General features: G+C 61.8%; 15 protein-coding genes. 4 read left to right on the top strand and 11 right to left on the bottom strand.

Features of this window, described 5'->3' with window-relative positions:
* The first annotated feature begins 317 nt into the window (after window positions 1-317).
* The gene (locus SFUM_RS18995; RefSeq protein ID WP_150109567.1) at window positions 318-824 is read left to right on the top strand and encodes a hypothetical protein; all 507 of its coding nucleotides are present in this window, start codon (window positions 318-320) and stop codon (window positions 822-824) included.
* A gap of 290 nt (window positions 825-1,114) precedes the next feature.
* On the top strand, window positions 1,115-1,435 hold the full coding sequence (locus SFUM_RS19000; protein WP_041441023.1) for a hypothetical protein: 321 nt from the start codon (window positions 1,115-1,117) through the stop codon (window positions 1,433-1,435).
* A 157-nt stretch (window positions 1,436-1,592) separates the two neighbouring features.
* Here the strand turns inward: SFUM_RS19000 and SFUM_RS19005 are convergent, their stop codons facing one another.
* The 7 genes from SFUM_RS19005 to SFUM_RS19040 all read right to left on the bottom strand — a co-directional run bounded on the left by SFUM_RS19005 (window position 1,593) and on the right by SFUM_RS19040 (window position 12,881).
* On the bottom strand, window positions 1,593-3,512 hold the full coding sequence (locus SFUM_RS19005; protein WP_011700472.1) for an FG-GAP-like repeat-containing protein: 1,920 nt from the start codon (window positions 3,510-3,512) through the stop codon (window positions 1,593-1,595).
* Window positions 3,513-3,937: 425 nt separating this feature from the next.
* A complete protein-coding gene (locus SFUM_RS19010) occupies window positions 3,938-5,347 on the bottom strand; it encodes an efflux transporter outer membrane subunit (RefSeq protein WP_011700473.1) in 1,410 nt (469 codons plus the stop codon).
* Between the two features lies 1 nt (window position 5,348).
* On the bottom strand, window positions 5,349-8,522 hold the full coding sequence (locus SFUM_RS19015; RefSeq protein ID WP_011700474.1) for an efflux RND transporter permease subunit: 3,174 nt from the start codon (window positions 8,520-8,522) through the stop codon (window positions 5,349-5,351).
* Between the two features lie 12 nt (window positions 8,523-8,534).
* Window positions 8,535-9,752 carry an efflux RND transporter periplasmic adaptor subunit gene (locus tag SFUM_RS19020; protein WP_011700475.1) on the bottom strand — a complete coding sequence of 406 codons (1,218 nt, stop codon included), beginning with the start codon at window positions 9,750-9,752 and terminating at the stop codon, window positions 8,535-8,537.
* Between the two features lie 104 nt (window positions 9,753-9,856).
* Complete coding sequence (locus tag SFUM_RS19025; RefSeq protein ID WP_011700476.1) at window positions 9,857-10,561, bottom strand: TetR/AcrR family transcriptional regulator; 705 nt, start codon at window positions 10,559-10,561, stop codon at window positions 9,857-9,859.
* Between the two features lie 593 nt (window positions 10,562-11,154).
* Window positions 11,155-11,814, bottom strand: a complete 660-nt coding sequence (locus tag SFUM_RS19035; RefSeq protein WP_011700477.1) for a YSC84-related protein — start codon at window positions 11,812-11,814, stop codon at window positions 11,155-11,157.
* Between the two features lie 305 nt (window positions 11,815-12,119).
* Window positions 12,120-12,881 carry a hypothetical protein gene (locus SFUM_RS19040; RefSeq protein WP_011700478.1) on the bottom strand — a complete coding sequence of 254 codons (762 nt, stop codon included), beginning with the start codon at window positions 12,879-12,881 and terminating at the stop codon, window positions 12,120-12,122.
* A 629-nt stretch (window positions 12,882-13,510) separates the two neighbouring features.
* On the opposite strand from SFUM_RS19040, the gene SFUM_RS19045 reads away from it, so the two are divergent.
* Window positions 13,511-13,729 (top strand): hypothetical protein, encoded by a 219-nt coding sequence (locus tag SFUM_RS19045; RefSeq protein ID WP_041441029.1) that lies wholly within the window; start codon window positions 13,511-13,513, stop codon window positions 13,727-13,729.
* 433 nt (window positions 13,730-14,162) lie between these two features.
* Window positions 14,163-14,687 carry a hypothetical protein gene (locus tag SFUM_RS19050; protein WP_244148083.1) on the top strand — a complete coding sequence of 175 codons (525 nt, stop codon included), beginning with the start codon at window positions 14,163-14,165 and terminating at the stop codon, window positions 14,685-14,687.
* Window positions 14,688-14,794: 107 nt separating this feature from the next.
* On the opposite strand, the gene SFUM_RS19055 is transcribed toward SFUM_RS19050, so the two are convergent.
* The 4 genes from SFUM_RS19055 to SFUM_RS23410 form a co-directional block, all read right to left on the bottom strand.
* Window positions 14,795-15,841 (bottom strand): electron transfer flavoprotein subunit alpha/FixB family protein, encoded by a 1,047-nt coding sequence (locus SFUM_RS19055; protein ID WP_011700481.1) that lies wholly within the window; start codon window positions 15,839-15,841, stop codon window positions 14,795-14,797.
* Window positions 15,842-15,861: 20 nt separating this feature from the next.
* The gene (locus SFUM_RS19060; protein WP_011700482.1) at window positions 15,862-16,659 is read right to left on the bottom strand and encodes an electron transfer flavoprotein subunit beta/FixA family protein; all 798 of its coding nucleotides are present in this window, start codon (window positions 16,657-16,659) and stop codon (window positions 15,862-15,864) included.
* Between the two features lie 123 nt (window positions 16,660-16,782).
* Window positions 16,783-17,928, bottom strand: a complete 1,146-nt coding sequence (locus SFUM_RS19065; RefSeq protein WP_041441030.1) for an acyl-CoA dehydrogenase family protein — start codon at window positions 17,926-17,928, stop codon at window positions 16,783-16,785.
* A gap of 2 nt (window positions 17,929-17,930) precedes the next feature.
* On the bottom strand, window positions 17,931-18,572 hold the full coding sequence (locus SFUM_RS23410; RefSeq protein WP_011700484.1) for a TetR/AcrR family transcriptional regulator: 642 nt from the start codon (window positions 18,570-18,572) through the stop codon (window positions 17,931-17,933).
* Window positions 18,573-18,911: the final 339 nt, after the last annotated feature.

Genomic DNA, 18,911 nt, shown 5'->3' on the forward strand with positions numbered 1-18,911 from the left:
TGGACTTTCCGCACCGACAAAGAAGGACATCCCTGCACACGCTCCCGTTCGCTTTGTCGAAATTGCTGGTGTTCCGTGAGATAAATATCTATATGGGAAAAGAATGAATTGACACGCGGCGCAAGCCCGGGCCTGTCCGGTTTCGCCCCGATTCGTCCCGCTGCGACGCAAGAGACCCGGGCGTAGGGATATCCCGGGGGGGGCGACGCCCCCGCGGAGCCGGGAAGACCACCGCCGGGCGAAATGGCCGAAAGGACCGCGACGGACGCACCCGAAGGGCCCAACAACAATTGCGAGGCAGGCCGATGGAATTCGAAATGACTACCGGAATGGGAACCAGGGTGCGCTTCACCCTAGAGCGGGACGAACATTCCGTGCACCAGGTTTTCGCCCATATCGTTCCAGCGGGGGAGAAGAACGAAAAACGTGTGCTGTGCACCGGCTGGCGGGTCAGCAGAACCGAACGGGGATTCGTGGAAGGAGTCAACGCCTCCGGCGAACTGATCGACGTGGCCCGGGACGACTGGGGAAAAATGCTGGCCTTGAGGGAGGATCTCAGGGACCGCGACAACCTGGAGAATATTTGCCTCGTCAAAGTCCACTCCCGAGGCAATCGGCTGACGATCGACGGATATACGCTCAGTGCCCGTGTCGACCGGGTCACCTGGCACAAGATCGAGCATTGCATGGAAGAGGTGGACAGTTCCGAGAACGATGAGCTTCTCGAGGGCGATCACTTCATCGGTTGGGTCGTGAAGCCCGGCATGGAATCCGAGGTCGAGCGCATCCTCGATGTCAAACCCGCAAAAAGGGTGACGGACTGAGGAGACCCATGACCGGGGGATGCCCCGATGACGCACGGGCATTCCCAGGGCCTGCAGGCCCGGCCGACACTGTCCGTGAAGGCCGGATGCGCTTTTGTGAGCCATCCTGTTCATACGCCTTCCCCCTCTCCACTCCGATCATCCCTGTTTCGTATCGGTTCCCACCCTTTCCCGGCTTTTCGGAATGCCCATGTGCTTGCGTCCTCTCAGAACAATTCTTAAATGATAATCTATTGCTGATTGGTGTTGGAGTCTGTGTCGTTCCGGACAACTCGAAGGAGGATAACGATATGGGAAGAATGCCCATACTGGCTGGACAGGCGGGGAACGGCCGCAACGCAGGCTGCGGCTCAAGGGGATTTTGTCCCGTCGACCGGCCGCTGCCCGTCTTCTACATGGTGGACTATTCGGTGATGGGGCTCCTGGTGGATCGGCTCGATGACGCGCTCCGGTCACTGAACGATGAAGGGTTTTCAATCATCGAGGAACCCTGGGGCAGTGAAGTCGTTGTGGAAAGTCCGGCGCGAACCGGGGAGATCGTCCGGTTGCTCGAGGAACGTGGAATCGCTTGCGAGATGGCCGACGTCGTCGGCGGAATGTACCAGGGGTGATGAGCCCCGCCTCGCCGGTTCGGCGGGAAATGAAGAGCCCGACACTCCTCCGGAGGGCGGCGAGGCAGCCGGGCGCGGCCTGCCCGCGGGCGGTACCGGAGGAGTGTCCGGGGCGGAGACTTTGCATGCCTGCGCGCCGGAAGGGGCTTAAGGTGGGTCAATCGTTGTCCACGATGATGATCTCGGCGGTTGCGGGGGTGCGGACGATGTAGGATGAATCGGGCGAGATCCTCATGATGACTCGTTCGTTTTTTTCGTCTCTTGAGTCGTCGACGGGTGTGAGCTTGACCAGCGCCGAAGAGACGCCGGCGGGAAGTGTCCGGGTTCCCGACAGTTTCGCGTAATCGATGCCGTTTCGAGCGGTGCCGCTCAGGGTGTATTTCACGGTGATCGCGGAAGCTGAGCCGCCCGTCCTCCTGATGCGGAATGCCGTGCCGCTTGCCCCGGATTCCGGCACCTGGGTCTTGGTGGCGGTGACGGTTACGATGGGCAGAGGGGATGGATCGGCCGTGCCGGTGCGTTGATAATTTCCTCGCCCCGTGCCCCAGAGAATCCGGGCATTGGCCGTCCCGGGGAGATCGTAGGCGACCAGCCCGGAATGAGCGGTATTGATCACCACTTCCAGGGCCTGGTCATCGTCGATGTTCGCCAGGGTTGGTGCCGCCAGTGCCCCGTTCCAGTCCGGGCTTCCGTAGGCGGCGGGCAGGCTGACCTGACGCACGGGGTTGCCCATGCAATCGAGAATGTGGAGTTTGCCGGTCCGGTGAGCGCTCTTTTCCACCCATGAAGTGAAGATGACTTCCGCGCAACCGTCGTTGTCCAGGTCGGCCACAACCGGCTCGGAAGCGAAGCGCATGATGCCCTCGCCTGAATCGTAAACGGAGAAAGGCCAGTTTCCGTGCTCTTTCTTGTCGAGCCAGAATGCGTGCACCCGACCGTCGTATGAGGAATAGACGATCTCCTTCCTGCCGTCGCCGTCCAGGTCGACCACGACCGGGTTCGGCTGACAATTCTCAATCACCTCATAATCCTCGCTCAAGGGCGCACCCGTATCCAATGGGACCTTGCGCCAGTCGAAACCGTCCCGGTTGAACCGGGTGCGGTCGCGGTTGAAAATATAGATCCCGTTGTACCTGCTGTCGTAATTTTCCGTCGCGCAATCGTAGACGTTGCCGGCCACCACGACTTCGAGGTTCGAATCCCCGTTGACGTCCGCAATGGTCGCGGCGCCGTGGGCGAAATTGGGGCGGTGGCGCTCGGAACGCGGGTCTCCCTGCTCGCACGTTCCCCAGCCGCGCTTTTCAACGCCCAGGCTTTCCCAGACCCCCACCTGTCCCCATCTCTTGCCCTCGTACATGGTGTTGTTGGCAGGAATGTGGGAACCATTTGCATTGTAGGCGCAAATGTAGTGCACATCGGACGGGACGACGATCTCGCCCTGCCCGTCCTTGTCCAAATCGTAGACCGCGGCATTGCTGTTATAAACGCCCCAGGCATAACCGTTGTCGTTCGCGAGTTGAGGCCATCCGTCGAGGAGGCGGCCATTGTGGTTGTACACCCACGTGTTGGTCTTGCTGCCGACTGCTCCGGTCACGACGATTTCGAGAAATCCGTCGCGGTCCAGGTCGTAGGCGCTCAAGCCGCGCAGTTCGCTGGTCGTGGGCTGCCGCGACCAGACGGTCTTGCCCGCGTGGTCGAGCACCGTGACGTAGCCGCCGCCCTGGGCGAGGACGATCTCGGGCTTGCCGTCCCGGTCGATGTCCGCGACCACCACGCCCGGCCATACGCGGCCTCCGGAACCGGCGGTCACGCTGAACTTCTGTGAGCCGTCCTCGCCGTTGAGGACGAAAAGACTGTAAGCTGCGCCCAGCACCTCCATTTTCCCGTCGCCGTCGAGGTCAGCGACCGCGGGGGAGGAATACCAGCCCGTTTCGCACCACGAGGAATAGCAGCCGCCGTGTTTCCACTTGAGGACTGGGTTTCCGACGGCGGCGACGGCAGCCGGCGCGGTCGCGCAGAACCAGGTCAGCACCGGGACAAGGGCGCAAATAACGAAAGACAGTCCAGGTTTTCTCATATTCGCTCCATGTCGAAATTTGAGGATCACGCACAGTCCCCTGTTTCGTCCGGACAGCGGGCGATCCGGTCTTTGCGCGTCGAGAGGTCGCTGCGCAAAGACCGCTCCACGTTCGGAGTCAGTCCCCGGATCGCACTGTGCGGACCGCCCGCGTCACCTCCCGCCGGGCAGGCGTCGTGTAATGTTGAACGCCCCTCAATATCAAACGAACAATCCGGCGATTGTCGGGTCGGCACGACAATCAATAATACGGAAAAAATGGGAAAATGCATGAACGGGCGGCGGAGGGAGTGGGCGGCGGCCCGAAAAAGCCGGCGGAGGCGGGCGAGGAACCCTCGGCTTCGTTTCGGCTCATGAGCTGGATGGACCTGCCCGTGAGCGACCGGCGAGGGGCGTGTCTCGCCCGGCCGGCCGCGCGGCGCGGCCTAGTCGCTTCCCCCGCCCAGCACGGCATAAAGCCTCACCTGGTTGGTGAGCCGCACCAGGCGGGTGCCGATCAGCGCCTGCTGCGCCTCGTAGAGAGAGCGCTGCGAATCGAGGACGCCCAGGAAATTGTCTATCCCCTTCATGTAGCGGGCGTTGGAAAGACGGTATGTTGCGGCGCTGGCGTCCACCAGGGACTGCTGCGCCGTCAACTGGTCATCCACGGTGCCGAACAGGGCGAGGGCGTCGGCCACTTCCCTGAAGGCCGTCTGGATCGTTTTCTGATATTCAGTGACGGCGATTTCCCGGTCCACCTTCGTTGCTTTCAGCGCCCACCACGTGCGGGCGTCAAAGATCGGCATCACGATCTGAGGGGCAAAAGTCCAGGCACTCGAACCGGCTTTGAACAGTCCGGCCAGTTCGCCGCTGGCAGTCCCGAAGGCGGTCGTCAGGGAGATGCGGGGGAAGAATGCCGCACGGGCGGCGCCGATGTTGGCATTGGCGGCCTTGAGCATGCTTTCCGCCTGGAGGATGTCGGGGCGGCGCAAGAGCACCTCGGAGGAAATACCGGGGGAGATCTCCAAGTTGGAGCCAATGCTGCTCAGGTCCGCAGGCAGCAACTCGCTCGCCACCGGGGAGCCCGCCAGCAGGTTCAGGGCATTCTCGCCTTCGGCAACCAGTCTCGTGTAGCGGGCCTCATCCACACGGGCCGCTTCCACGCGCGTCTGGGCCTGACGAACATCCAGTTCGGGCGCGAGTCCCACTTCGTGCCGCCTTCGAACCAGTTCGTAGACGGTCTGCTGAGTCTCGACGGTGGAGCGGGCCAGGTCGAGGCGTTCCCGGTCCGCGCCGAGCAGCAGGTAGATGCGGGCGATATCGGATATGAGCGAGATTTGCACGCTGCGGCGAGCCTGCTCGGTGGCGAGGTATTCCTCCAGGGCCTTGTCTTTCAGGCTGCGAAGGCGACCGAAGAAATCGATCTCCCAGGCGGCGATGCCGAGATTGACGTCGTACGCGTCGGCCGTAACGGCATGATCTTTACCCGAGAGATCGGCCGGCACCCGTGACTTGACGTAAGAGGCGCTGCCGTCGAGGGTCGGCAGCAGCTCGACGCGGCGGATGCCGTAGATCGCGCGGGCCATCTCGACGTTCAAGGCGGCGAGGCGCAGGTTGAGGTTGTTGTGCAGAGCCGTCTCGATGATCTTATGAAGCCGCTCGTCGGAAAAGAAATCCCGCCATCCGATCGCGCTCGCTTCGGGCGCGCCGGGAACGGCCTGACTGTCCTCGTAGGCGGGCCCGCTCGGCCAGGTGGCGGGAACCGGGGCTTCGGGCCTCGAGTATTTCGGAGCCATAGTGCAGCCGCTCAGGAACGCGACGATCAGACTCAGTAGAACAAGCAGGCTTCCATTCATATCAGTGATCCCCTGATGGAATCGCAAGAGCGCTTGCGGCCGTTTCACGTTTCCTCTCTTTGCCGAATGTTCTGTAGATCAAAACATAGAAAAGCGGCGCGAACAGGGTCACGAGGAAGGTGGCGGTGACCACGCCGCCCAGCACGCCGATCCCGATGGCCCTTTGAGCCCCTGCTCCGGCCCCGGAGGCAAGCGCGAGAGGCAGGACGCCGAAGCCGAATGCCAGCGAGGTCATGATGATCGGGCGGAGCCGGAGCCTGGACCCCTCGAGGGTGGCCTCGATCAGCCCCACTCCCTCTTCCACCTGGGCCTTGGCGAACTGTACGATGAGGATGGCGTTCTTGGTCGTCAAACCCAGGGTAGTGAGCAGCCCGATCTTGAAATAGACGTCGTTGGGCAGGCCTTGCAGACTCGAACCGATCACCCCGCCGATGGCCCCGAGGGGGAGCACCAGCAGGATCGAAAACGGGATCGGCCAGCTTTCGTAAAGGGCGGCCAGGCAAAGGAATATCACGAGGACGGAGAATGCGTAGAGAATCGGCGCCTGGGCGCCGGCCATCCGTTCCTGGTAGGAAAGCCCCGTCCAGTCGAAGCCTGTCCCCCGGGGCAGCTTGGCGACGATTTCCTCCATTGCCTGCATCGCCTCGCCGGAGCTCAGTCCCGGCGCAGCTTCACCCCATATGTTGATAGACGGAAAACCGTTGTAGCGCTCCAGCTTCGGGGAACCGGAAGTCCAGTGCCCGGAACCGAAAGAAGTGAAAGGAACCATCTTTCCCGACGTGTTGCGCACGTACAGATTTTCCAGGTGTTGCGGAAGCATGCGGTGGGGGGCGTCCGCCTGGACGTAAACCCGCTTGACCCGTCCAGACTGGATGAAGTCGTTCACGTACGAACTGCCGAAAGCCGTGGAAACGGTCCTGTGAATGGATGTGATCGGCACGCCGAGGGCGCCCGCCTTGTTCCAATCCACATCGATCCGATACTCGGGCACGTCTTCCATCCCGTTCGGCCGAACGGAGGCCAGCCTGGAATCTCGGGCAGCCATGCCGAGGAGCTGGTTGCGCGCCTGCATCAGCGCCTCGTGCCCCAGCCCGCCGCGGTCCAGCAACTGGAAGTCGAAACCCTTGGCAGTGCCCAGCTCGACCACGGCCGGCGGGGGGAAAGCCACCACGATGGCGTTGCGGATCTTCCTGAATTCCCTCATGGCCCGGCCAGCCACGGCGCCGACCTTCAAGTCGGGCCGGTCGCGGAGCTCCCAGTCCCTGAGCCGGACGAACGCCAGGGCCAGGTTCTGTCCCCTGCCGGCAAAACCGATGCCCGAGACGGTCATGACCGTCTCGATCGCATCTTTCTCATTCACCAGGAAATGTTCCCTGACTCCAGCCATGACCTCCTGAGTCTGCTCCAGTGTCGAATTCGCGGGAAGCATCGCCTGGACGTACATGGTCCCCTGGTCCTCATCGGGCAGGTAGGCGGTGGGCATTCGCTGGAACAGAACCCCCAGCGCCGCCACGATCAACAGAAAGGCCAGAAGGTATCGAAATTTCTTGGCAAGTGCGTGGCCTACCGCTCTTATGTACAGATCCCTGGCGCGGTAAAAGGCGGCGTCAAAGAGCCGGAAAAACGGGCGCAGGAAGAAGATCGCGTGGTCCGAAGGCTGGTGTCCTTTCGGCACGGGCCGGAGGAGCGAAGCGCACAGTACGGGGGTGAGGATCAAGGCCACGAGAACGGACAGGAGCATCGAGGCAATGATGGTCACCGAAAACTGGCGGTAGATGACCCCCGTGGAACCGCCGAAAAAGGCCATAGGGCCGAACACGGCCGAAAGCACCAGCCCGATTCCGATGAGAGCGCTGGTGATCTGGTCCATGGACTTGCGCGTGGCCTCCTTTGGGGGAAGCCCTTCCTCGCTCATGATCCGTTCCACGTTTTCCACCACGACGATGGCATCGTCCACCAGCAATCCTATCGCCAGTACCATGGCGAACATGGTGAGCATGTTGATGGAGAATCCGAACAGGCCCAGCACGGCGAAGGTCCCCAGGATCACCACAGGCACGGCGATGGTCGGGATAAGGGTGGCCCGGATGTTTCCCATGAACAGGTACATGACCAGGAAAACCAGAAGGATCGCTTCGAAAAGGGTCTTGACCACCTCCTCGATGGCCACTCTGACGAATGGAGTGGTGTCGTACGGATAGACGACCTTCATGCCGGGTGGGAAATACCGGCTCATTTCCTCCATTTTTGCCTTGATGGCATCCGCGGTGGCGAGGGCGTTGGCCCCGGCGGACTGACGAATGGCCAGGCCGGCTGCCGGCCTTCCGTTATGAAACGCCACGACGTCATAGGTCTCGGTTCCCAGCTCGGTGCGCGCCACATCCCTGATCCGCACCGCGGACCCGTCCGGGTTCAGCCGGACGGGGATTGCGGCGAACTCCTCAGGGGCCCTGAGCAGGCTCTGCACGATGATGGACGCGTTCATGCGCTGGCCCTGTACCGCGGGCGCCCCGCCGAACTGGCCGGCCGAAACCTCGACGTTATAGGCCCGAAGCGCCGAGATGACGTCTTCTATGGTCAGGTGATAGTTGGTCAGCTTGTCCGGGTCGATCCAGACCCTCATGGCGTACTCTGTTCCGAAGGCCTCAACCTCGCCGACCCCCGGGACCCGCGCCAGCACCTTCTCGAGGTTGGACTTGGCGTAGTCCCTCAAGTCGTTTCCATCCATGCTGCCGTCTTCGGAAATCAGGCCGACGAGAATCAACCAGTTCCGGGTCGACTTGCTGACCTTGACGCCCTGTTGCTGGATCACTTCGGGAAGACTGGCCATGGCGAGCTGCAGCTTGTTTTGGACTTGCGCCCACGCAAGATCCGGGTCGGTCCCCGGGACAAAGGTCAGCTCGATACGCGAGGCGCCCGACGAATCGCTGCTGGATTTCAGGTACAGCATTTTGTCGAGGCCGGTCATCTTTTGCTCGATGATCTGCGTGACGCTGTTTTCAACAGTTTCCGCCGAGGCCCCCGGATAGAAGGAATCGACCGCGATGGACGGCGGAGCGATGGGGGGATACTGCGCTATCGGCAGATTGTAGATTGCAAGACCGCCCGCCACCATCATGATGATGGCGATGACCCAGGCAAAAACCGGGCGATCCAGGAAGAACCTCGACAGCATCGCGCACCTCCCTCAGTTCAGTTTCACGGCGGGTTGTGATGCGTTCCCGCGGACGGCGACACCCTGCTGACCATCGCCTTCGGCGGACACAACTTTCACGGAAGCACCGGGCCGGACCTTCTGGATCCCTTCGACGATCACACGTTCGCCCGAGGCCAGTCCCGCCGAAACGAGCCACTTGTCGCCGATGGCGCGCTCGAGCGTGAGCGGCCGCTGCTGGACCTTTCCTTCGGCATCCACGATCATGACGGAAGGGTTCCCTTTGGGATCGCGCATCACCGTCTGCTGGGGTATCAGGATAGCCTGCTCGTGGATGCCCTCCTGCACGACCGCGCGAACATACATGCCCGGGAGGAGAACTCCTTCGGGGTTCGGAAAGACGGCCCGCAAAATGACGGACCCGGTGGTCGGGTCCACCGTGACCTCGCGAAACTGGAGTGTCCCTTCCGGAGGATAGGGCGTACCGTCTTCCAGCAGGAGTTTCACCTTCTTCTGGTTCGTCCCGTTCGGGTTCAGGCGGCCGTCTTCCCATCGGCGCCTCAGCCGCAGCAATTCGGTCGTCGACTGCGGAACATCCACGAAGATGGGGTCCAACTGTTGAATGGTTGCCAGGGGTGTGGCCTGGTGTGCCGTGACCAGGGCCCCGTCGGTCACGTTGGATCTGCCGATTCGCCCGGAGATGGGTGCCATGACGCGCGTGTACCCAAGATTGATCCGGGCGGATTCCACCGCCGCCTTCCAGAGCTCGACTTCCGCATCGGCCTGTTTCAGGGAGGCGACCGCGTCATCGTGGTCCTGCCGGCTCACCGCCTTGTCGGCGAGCAACTCCTTGTAGCGCTCGACCCTCAACCTGATTGCCGGTCGATTCGCCTCCGCCCTGGCCAGAGATGCCTTTGCATTGTCGAGCGCGGCCTGGAAAGAAGCGGGATCGATCTGGTAGAGCACCTGGCCGGCCTTGACGTCGGAACCCTCCTTGAACAGGCGCTTCTGAATGATCCCATTGACCTGGGGCCGGATCTCCGCGACAAGGTGGGGGGCCGTGCGCCCCGGCAACTCGACGGTGAGCACCACCTGCTCCGGTTGAACCGCCACCACGGACACTTCCGGCACCGCGGGCGGTGGAGCGGATGACTTCCCGCGGCCGCAGCCGCCGGTCAAAAGGCCTCCCGAAAGAATCATCAAAAACACGATCAGTTTGAGCGATTCGCCAACGGTCTTGTTCATCTGCATCCATGACCTCCGGAATATCCGATGGGGCTCAAAGCATACGGTCGACACAGCACCCCGATCCGCGGGACTGCGTTCCGCACGGCTCCTTTTTTCGAAAAAACGCATTATCGATCCGACAGCCCTCTATTACAAGCATCAGTTCTCGCCGGTCTTCCCATGACCTGCCCCGCGGCCCCGCAACGGATGCCCGCGGCGCCGAAGCCGATCAACTGCTCGACGAGTTCCTCCGTATCCAGCGGTTTGTCGGGCTTTAGCGGCAAGTTGTTCATGCTCCACGCGTGGAGAGAATAATGGAGCGCTCCGGCCAGAAAGGCCAGCCTCCAGAAAACCTTTTCCCCGGTCAATTCGGGAACCGCCCTTGCCACTGCGGAATGGAACCGCCTCACAACATTACTGAAATGGGGGTAGACGTGCTTTTCGGCATATGCCGGAGGTTCACTGAGGCATCGGCCCATGAGGCGAAGAAAAGGGTTGCCTTCCCGGCATGGAGCCGATGTGCGGACCACCGCGGGACGGACGAAGGCTTCCAGGACTTTTTCAAGTGGGGGCGGGTGATCGCCGGCCGCGTCTTCGACCGCGTCGAGCATGGCCAGCCTGGCTTCATTGAGCGGCGTGAGGTGCCGGTCGAACACCGCGGCAATCAACCCATCCTTGGACCCGAAATGGTAATTCACGGAAGCGAGGTTGACGCGGGCTCCATCGGTAATGTCGCGCATGGACGTCCCATCGAGCCCCTTTTCGGCGAAGAGGTGCTCGGCGACTTCGATGATCCGTTCTTTCGTGGTCAATTTCTCGGGCATCACGGACATGGGGTTTCCTTCCCGTACAAGATCAAACGTTCGTTTGAATTAAACGATTGTCTCAAAAAATGCAAGGACTATTTTTGCCCCTTTGCCGGCCTGCACGGGATGCCTGCTTCGGGACCGCGAGGGAAAATGCCGCTCGCACGGGCCATCGCGGTTGAACGGTGCAGGGGCTTTCGACGGGGAAAGGAATTGTCCGGCGTGTTGGTTCGCGGCCGCATGACAAGGAACGACACGGGAAACATGCCCGGTGAAGGCGGAGGGGACGGCGGCGATCGTTCCGGGGCAAGGCGCGGGTACGGCCCGGGCATGGCCTGAAACCATGCCGCGCAGGGCATTCAAAAAGGGTGCAAAAAAATGCTTTATAAAAACGCGGGGGAACCGGGCCTCCCACACCCTTGGTCGCAACCCGATCCGGGGGGGCGCCGGGGCGATTGCCCCGCACGGTGCGGGACAATCGCCGCAAAGGACGAACGTCCGGCCTCGCGCGTCTCTGTGCGCGGGCCGAGACTTCAGGGGGGCCGGGACGGCAAGTCCACGATTGTACGAAGGGATGCGTGGACGGTTAAGGGCCTGTCGGAACGGACGAAATTCAGCGCCTAATATCTCGAGAGAACCTGCACGAGCCGCCTCGCTCCCGCGGGAGGTTTGATCTTTCCGGCCAGAATATCGCCGGCGACGACCGACCTGCCGTAGTAGGCCGCGTTGGCATCCTTCCTGGTGACGACCACGGTACCCTCGAGGGAGATCCCGGCGAAAATCCCCTGGCTTCGGCTGTAGGTGTACACCGCGGCCATCGGAGTTATCCCCACCGCGGCGGTGCGGCCCACGGGGCCGGCCGCGACGCTCAGATCGGTGCCCAGCTGTATGTTGCCTTCCCTGGAGAACGCATTCACCGCCTCAGCCGTATTGAGGATCATCACGAACTCGGTCACCTGCGCTCCAATCTGCAGGCCGAATCCTGCGCCGCCCGTGCCGATTGCCGACGGTCCGCTCCATCCCTTCCGGGTCCGCGCCACCACCACGCCATGACCACCACGGCCGCTGAAGATGAAACCGGCTTTCAAGACCGTCAGTATGGCGATGCCCCTGGCATCCTTGAGAACCGACCTGGGCACGGACTGCTCGGGGATGTCCTGGAAGCGCTGGAAAATGGTGACGGCTTGATTGACATCATCCTGCATGTCGGCAAAAGCGACGGTGGGTAAGAATGGTGCGACCAATGCGAACACCAGTGCGGCGCAAAAAATGGATTTCATCTTCCTCTCCTTTTCGGTAGGTTGCATCACCTCGTTCCGATCGCCAGGATACGCACAATCGAAGCCTTCCGCAATCGTCGAGCCCGTGGACGGTGGAATCACGGCCGGGTGGGCCGAAGGCCAAATCCTTTCCCGTGCCGGTCGCTTGGGATCGCGTTGAATGTATATCGGCAGGAGAATGCGGGCAATTGAAAAAACACGTGCCCCCGACGCCGTTCGGGTTGGGACGCCGCCGCGCCGATTCGACGGTGCCGCGCGCGCTCGCAGGCTCGTCCGCTCCGGCACGGCTTCCCCGCCGTTTCCTTTCAGAATCGCATCAGTCCCCTGTTCCCGATCTTCAACGGCGCATAGCCGAAGAGAGCGTTCAGGTGATGGAGAAGGGCATGACCGCCTTCCTGCCGCCATAGCTCTTCAACGCGCTCGTTCACCCGGCGGTAGTATTCCAGGGCCGATTCCGGCGAGGATGGTTCGTCCTTTGCGGAGCAGCGCCGGGCGGCCTGAGAAATGAGGTCGAGCCACATTTCGCTGGCGCCCATTATGAAATACGGCCACGATTTCTTGATGGAAAAGGGCCAGCGGGCGTCACTGGTATCGCACGGATCGGGTTTGGCGACGATCCTGGTGTCGTCGATCTTGACCGCGACGATCGTGCCCGAAGCCTCCAGCGCCTTGAGCAGCCGATTGTTCCGGATGGCGTCATAAATCCTGTCGGCGGTTTTCCGCGTCGCATAGAAGGCAAAACTGAACTGATGTCCGGCGTCATCCCGCGACGCCCTGCGGTGAAAGCGCCACAGAACGACGTCGCTTCGACGGCGATTCAGAACGGGGGCAACCACACGGTCGGCGAGCAGGGCATCGACGTGCCACAGCGGCTCATCGCACTCTTCAGGCCATTGTATCTTGAAACGAACGGACCACCAGCCCTTCTGCGGGTGCCCGGCGACATCCTGAAGCCACCCCGAGCCCCGGGGGCCGCATACGGGCGCGCATCCGCAGACCCCGAGCGTCGCGAATGCCAGGAGCACCGTGAAAATCCTAAGACAGCGACGCAGGCCGACACGCCCCATTCGTGATCTCCCCAAAGAGGGTCGCAAAAACCTCGCATCCCGCAACGCAGGCGCACTCGCGGACGGCTGCCGAAACCTGCCCAATGGACCGCGCGCGGGCCGCAACCGGAATACACCGCCAAGTCTATACCAGTTGACCCCGGGCTTGCGAAGGGAAAATGGAGGAACGGGGAGCCATATGTAAGGATCCGCTCCTGAAGTCCTTCCCCCGGCAAAAAAACGCCATAGCGCCGGGTGGGCTCCTCAGGTCGAGTCTTGATGGCGGCTTGAGTCGATGCCGGCAGGCGGTACTGCGCAGTAGCCGCCGAATGCGTGATTCGCGCGGTGAAAATACGCGATTGACCCCAGTTCGCGCACGAAAAGGGTGCCGTATTATTTGCGCAGAATCAGGGAGTGGAACGTTCCGGGGGTGCAGGATGACCCCGGGGCCGCATCGCTCCGACCAAGTCATTCCTTCTTGCGGTTGCGGTACTCCACGCGATCGTCGGCTTTCGGCGGCGACAACCGGGTCATGTCGCTCGGGATCCCCCGAGGCAAGGGGCGCCTGTTCGGGAACGCCGTGCACCCTTGGGAAAACCGGTCGTCTCTGTCGCGGTATACGGATCGCCCGGATTGTTCGAGGAACACCCATGCAGGAATTCTATTGCACCAAAATACACGACTTCGTCAAGGTCAGCGTTGGAACTCTCGGCTCGACGGGTTCGGGGTCGTCCTACCTCGAAGGCTGTCTGCGCGCCGGAGACTGTGGAATCAAGTGCGGGGAATCCGGACGATTTCTGGATCCCAACGAGTGTCCTCTGAACCTGGAAGTCTTTCTGCGGGAACCTTCCGGGAATATTCCCCGGTAGAATCGTGCGTTTCCGGCTCATGGGGCTTTGTCACAAAACGCTCGGGGCGGGCGCCTTTTTGTCCTCCGTTGCGATCCCCGCGGCTTGCGGCCATCGAGAGGAAGGTCCAGGCAAGCGGGATCGGCATACCGATATCTGCAATCCCTCCTGCTTTTCATAGCCCATCGGGACGGTTCCCCGTCCTTCCGCGGGCTATCGCATCGGCCTTCTCTATTGTTCTGGCGGCGAGCCCGCTTTTGTAATAAAAGAGGCGGTGAACCTCAAAGTCGGACAACCTTTTCCATTTCAGGAACACGGGACTCGACATCGATGTTGGCGACCGGCCCGGATCGGAGCCCTCTCCCGCAGAGTGGAAGGCGCACGAGGCGGCATGGTCGAGGATTCGCGGGATGAAGTCATCCGGGCAGAGCGGCAACCATCCGGAGGGAGAGAAATGGGGATCAAAACGAGACTGATTTTTTGCCTGATGCTGTCATGCGTGTTCTTGTCCGCGTGCTCCTCCAACCCGGCGGAAACGGTCGAGCTCAAACACTATGCGCTCGACAGCCTGGACGGGGTGATCACCGGGAAGGGGGTTGAGATCGACAAAGGCATATCCGCAGACGGGAAAGGCAGCCTGAAGGTGACGGCGACGCAGCCGACCACGGTGATGCTGTTTGAAACGGGCGACATCGATATCGAGAACGCGAAGTTGATCTACCGGGCCAAGTTGCGCACGGAGAAAGTGGACGGTAAGGTCTACCTGGAAATGTGGTGCCGGTTTCCGGGAAAGGGGGAATTTTTCTCCAGGGCGCTTCAGGCGCCGCTGACGGGCACCAACGAGTGGACCGCGCAGGAGACGCCGTTTTTCTTCAAGAAGGGTGAGAATCCCGACAATGTCAGGCTCAACCTGGTGGTCAACGGCACCGGCACCGTATGGATCGATGACATCCGCCTGGTCAAGGGGCCGGTGAACTGACACCAGGCCGCACTCGGGGCGGCGCCGTCACGAGCGAAGGGGGACCTCGAGCCTGCCGCGGGGGGAGAACGCGCGCCCGCTCCCGCGGTCAAGGCCGCCGCGAGCGGCTACGTCGCGCTCAGACCGGGGTCCGTGCATTCCAGCGCCCGGTATCCCGTGCTGCGCCGTGCCCGGATTGCCTCGATCAGCTTCGGGACGATCTTCCGATAGTCCTCGACGACGATCACGTCGGACACGGCGAATATCTCGGCGGATGGGTCCGTGTTGATGCCGATCACGTTCTTCGACTGGTCCATACCCACGATATGGTGCATCACGCCTGAAATGCCTATCCCTATGTAAAGAGCGGGCCGCACCGTTTTGCCGCTTTGCCCGATCATGCAGTCCTCATGCGCCCAGCCTTCATCGACCGCGGGACGGGTGGCTCCGACCGCGCCGTTCAGGACTTCGGCCAGTTCCTCGATCATCTTCCAGTCTTCTTTGCCGCCGATTCCCCAGCCCCCCGCGACCACCACCTCCGCTTTTTCGAGGGGAACCCCCTTCGGCGGTTCCATGCTGACCTCGAGGACTTCCGGGCCGAGGTTGACGCCCGCGAGATCGACCGCCACGCGCGTGATGCTCCCGTTTCTGTGCTCCGGGGGTCGGGCACGCATGATCCCCGGCATGACGGTGGCCATCTGGGGAAGGTGGTCGGGGCATTTGATGGTGGCTACCACTCCTCCCTCCCAGCCGGGGACCACCTGGAGAAGACGTCCGTCCCCGTCCAGCTTGAGGTCGATGCAGTGGGCCGACAGGCCGGTTTGAAGCCTGGCCGCCACCCGGGGCGCAAGCTCGACTCCCATGGCGGTGGCGCCCATCAGGAGGATGGACGGCCCGCGCTCCCGCACCATGGATTCGAGCACCGAGGCGTAAGGCAGGACTCGATAGTGTTTCAGCAGGGGATCGTCGGCCACGAGCACCCTGTCCGCTCCATGATCGACGAGCACCTGCGCAAGGGTTTCCACGCCGCTGCCCAGGAGCACCGCCGTGACCGATGCCCCGGCTCCCTCAGCCAGTTCTGCCGCCTTGCTCAGGAGCTCGAGGCCGACCGTGTGCAACCCGCCGTCCCGCTGTTCCGCGAATATCCAGATTCCATCCTGTTTTTCAACGCTCATGAAATCACCTCGACTCCCGTTCAAACAACGCAGTAGTGAAAAATCCGGTCTGCCAGCTGCTGCACCATCTCCTCCAGGGTTCCTTCGATCCTGGCCCGCGCCCTCTCGGACCGGCGCACTTCCAGGCCGGCCATCTTCGTGGGAGAGCCCGCAAAACCCACCGTCGCCGGCTCCAGCCTCAGGTCCTCGTTCGAAAGAACCTGAATGTCCTTCTTCTCCGCCGCTAAAATCCCGGCAAAGGAAACATAGCGTGGTTTGTTGAGCTCCCTGCGAACGGAAAGGACTATGGGAGGAGCGGCCAGCAGCTTGACTCGGCCGTTTTCTATCCTTTGAGTTACGATCATGTTCCCCCGGGCGTCCCAGTCCAGCTCGCCGACATGCATCACGTTGGGGAGGTCCAGGAATTCGGCCAACTGGGAACACACCTGGGCAGTGGAACCGTCGATGGAAAAGTTGCCGAGCAGCACCAGGTCGTATTCCCCGATCCGGCGACAGCCGGCGGCCAGGATTCGCGAAGTCGCCAGGGAATCCGATCCCGCGAACACCCGGTCCGAAATCAGGACGGCCCTGTCCGCGCCCATGGCCAGCCCCTCCTTGAGGATGCGCTCTGCAAAAGGGGGCGCCATGGACAAAAGCACCACTTCGCCCCCCCTGGTCTCGCGAATGCGCAGAGCGGCCTCGAGGGCGTGCTTGTCCAGAGGGTTCATGACGTTGGGGATTGCCTCCCGCTTCAGCGTCATCGTAACCGGATCCATCGACACCTTGTGCCAATGCTTCGGATCGGGAACGGGCTTGATGCAGACGATGATCCTGTTCATGCGAGCACCTTCTTGGTGGAATCAAAGAGCTTCGGTGCCGGGGGCCGGCGGGGGAGGGGCTCAAGCTCGGCCTCTCCCTTGCCCCTGGCCGGAAAAGCAAACCGGATCGGGCGTCGTGCGCCGCTATTTCTTGAACGGGGCCAGCGCCGCGCGGCCGAGAACCAGCTTGCCGATTTCGCCGGTTCCCCCGGCCGGAATGGTCACCATGGCGTCCCTCAACAGACGCTGCACGGTGTATTCTTTCATGATTCCATACGAGCCGTGGATTTCGACGGCCCGCTTGGCCGCCGTCGCCGCCGCTTCGCACGTGTACCACTTGGCCAGCGCGGATTCGGTGTCGAAGCGCAGGTTGTTGTCCTTCATCCAACTGGCCCTGTAACACAGAAGCCGGGCGATCTCGAGCTGGGCGAAGATTTCGGCCATGTAAAACTGGATGGCCTGGAGCGTGGCGATGGGCTTGCCGTACAGGACGCGTTCCTGGGCAAATTTGGCGGCCTCCTCGTACGCACAGGTGAGGATGCCCAAAGCCACCGCGGCCATGCCCGTCCTTCCCGTCTCGCTGACGGTCTTCATGGCCACGCCGACTCCTCCCCCCTCCTGCCCGAGGAGGTTTTCCCGCGGAACCTCGCAGTCGTTGAACACGAGCTCTCCCGTATTGGCTCCCCGCATGCCGAACTTGTTTTCCTCGCGGCCGACCCTGGCTCCCGGCGCATTCTTGTCGACGACGAAAGCGCTCAGGCCCTTCGCTCCTTCACCGGTCCGGGCGATCACCACCCAGAAGTCCGAGGTGTGGGTGTTGGTGATGAAGCACTTGCGGCCGTTGATGATGTACTTGTCTCCCTTCAGGTCGGCCGTGGTTTTCGTGCCCGCCACATCCGATCCGCCGCCCGGCTCCGTGACCGCCACGCATCCCATTGTGTCGCCCCGCGCAAGACGAGGCAGGTACTTCTTCTTCTGAGTCTCGTTGCCGAAATCGGCCAGCGCCGCGCACGCCATATGATGAACCTGCATGGCCATCGGAACTGCGGCACAGACCCGGCCCAGCTCCTCCAGGACAATGGTGCGGGCGACGTAGCCCAGCCCCACCCCTTCGTATTGCGTGGGCGTGATGATCCCGGTGATCCCGATCTGGGCCATGAAAGGCATAAGCTCGATCGGGAACTTCCCGTTGGTTTCCATGGACTCCATTTTGGGAGGAATTTCATTCTCGGCGAATTCTCTGACGAATTTCCGTAACATCTCTTCCCGTTCGGAAAACCTGAAATCCATTGTCATTTCCTCCTCTCATGCTTCGGTGGACCGGTTCCTTGCGTTCTTGCCGATGGATTCAAAGGGGACAGCCCGTCGAGATAGTCGATGAAGATGCCGATGGATCGGTCCAGGTTCTCGATCGATTTGTCCACACTGTAAATGAGAGAGGCGCCCAACAGTCCCGAGAAAATCAGCTCGGCAGCAGCTTGCGCGTTCACATTTTCCCTGATTTCTCCCGATGCTATCCCCTCTTTCAATATACGCAGAATCATCCTTTTCAGGCCCGACATCCCTTCGCTCACTTCCCGGGCCAGATGCGGTTTCTGATCGGCCAACTCCATGGCCAGCGCCACGAAGATGCAGCCTCCGGGAATACTGTCCCTGTCCCCGAGGTAATTGTCCCGGTAGTTGGTGAGGAACTTCCTGATCTTTTCGACGGCGCTTCCGGTCTGGTCCAGGCCTGCCAGGCTCCGTTCCTTCCAAAGTCTTCGCGCTTCCCCCAGCACGGCGAAAAGCAGGTCCTCCTTGCTTTTGAAGTGATTGTAGAAACCGCCCTTGGACGTGTTTGCGGCCTCCAGAATGTCGCGCATGGACGTGTTGAGGAAACCGTGCAGAGAAAAGAGCCTCATAGACTGGTGAATGATCTGTTCTTTCAGGCGCATGCGCAACCCCTTCACGAACGACTCCGGGTACGGACAGACCGGTCGGTCTGTCCGTACCCGTTTGTACCGCGTGCTTTCCCGTCTGTCAAGCAACATCGGGGCCCGGTTTCCAAAGCAGGCCCGCAGACCCGCGATTCGACCAACATGATCTCCGCGCCCCCTTTTTCGTGGTGGCTGACAGCCTTTCCCGAACGGGGCTGAAGCGGTCTGCGATGCAACGCGAGCGGGTATGCGGCGGTTTGTTCCCACCGACGCCGAGGCACGGAAGAGGCGCCAGGGGGCTTGTTTCACGAGGGGTACCCGAGAAAATTCCCTGACGCCGGGCAACGGCCTCAAGGG

The sequence above is a fragment of the Syntrophobacter fumaroxidans MPOB genome (assembly GCF_000014965.1).
Lineage (GTDB): Bacteria > Desulfobacterota > Syntrophobacteria > Syntrophobacterales > Syntrophobacteraceae > Syntrophobacter > Syntrophobacter fumaroxidans.

Coding starts and splice junctions, on each gene's coding strand:
- SFUM_RS18995 (WP_150109567.1), top strand. CDS start 318: ATGACTACCGGAATGGGAACCAGGGTGCGCTTCACCCTAGAGCGGGAC.
- SFUM_RS19000 (WP_041441023.1), top strand. CDS start 1,115: ATGGGAAGAATGCCCATACTGGCTGGACAGGCGGGGAACGGCCGCAAC.
- SFUM_RS19005 (WP_011700472.1), bottom strand. CDS start 3,512: ATGAGAAAACCTGGACTGTCTTTCGTTATTTGCGCCCTTGTCCCGGTG.
- SFUM_RS19010 (WP_011700473.1), bottom strand. CDS start 5,347: ATGAATGGAAGCCTGCTTGTTCTACTGAGTCTGATCGTCGCGTTCCTG.
- SFUM_RS19015 (WP_011700474.1), bottom strand. CDS start 8,522: ATGCTGTCGAGGTTCTTCCTGGATCGCCCGGTTTTTGCCTGGGTCATC.
- SFUM_RS19020 (WP_011700475.1), bottom strand. CDS start 9,752: ATGCAGATGAACAAGACCGTTGGCGAATCGCTCAAACTGATCGTGTTT.
- SFUM_RS19025 (WP_011700476.1), bottom strand. CDS start 10,561: ATGTCCGTGATGCCCGAGAAATTGACCACGAAAGAACGGATCATCGAA.
- SFUM_RS19035 (WP_011700477.1), bottom strand. CDS start 11,814: ATGAAATCCATTTTTTGCGCCGCACTGGTGTTCGCATTGGTCGCACCA.
- SFUM_RS19040 (WP_011700478.1), bottom strand. CDS start 12,881: ATGGGGCGTGTCGGCCTGCGTCGCTGTCTTAGGATTTTCACGGTGCTC.
- SFUM_RS19045 (WP_041441029.1), top strand. CDS start 13,511: ATGCAGGAATTCTATTGCACCAAAATACACGACTTCGTCAAGGTCAGC.
- SFUM_RS19050 (WP_244148083.1), top strand. CDS start 14,163: ATGGGGATCAAAACGAGACTGATTTTTTGCCTGATGCTGTCATGCGTG.
- SFUM_RS19055 (WP_011700481.1), bottom strand. CDS start 15,841: ATGAGCGTTGAAAAACAGGATGGAATCTGGATATTCGCGGAACAGCGG.
- SFUM_RS19060 (WP_011700482.1), bottom strand. CDS start 16,659: ATGAACAGGATCATCGTCTGCATCAAGCCCGTTCCCGATCCGAAGCAT.
- SFUM_RS19065 (WP_041441030.1), bottom strand. CDS start 17,928: ATGGATTTCAGGTTTTCCGAACGGGAAGAGATGTTACGGAAATTCGTC.
- SFUM_RS23410 (WP_011700484.1), bottom strand. CDS start 18,572: ATGCGCCTGAAAGAACAGATCATTCACCAGTCTATGAGGCTCTTTTCT.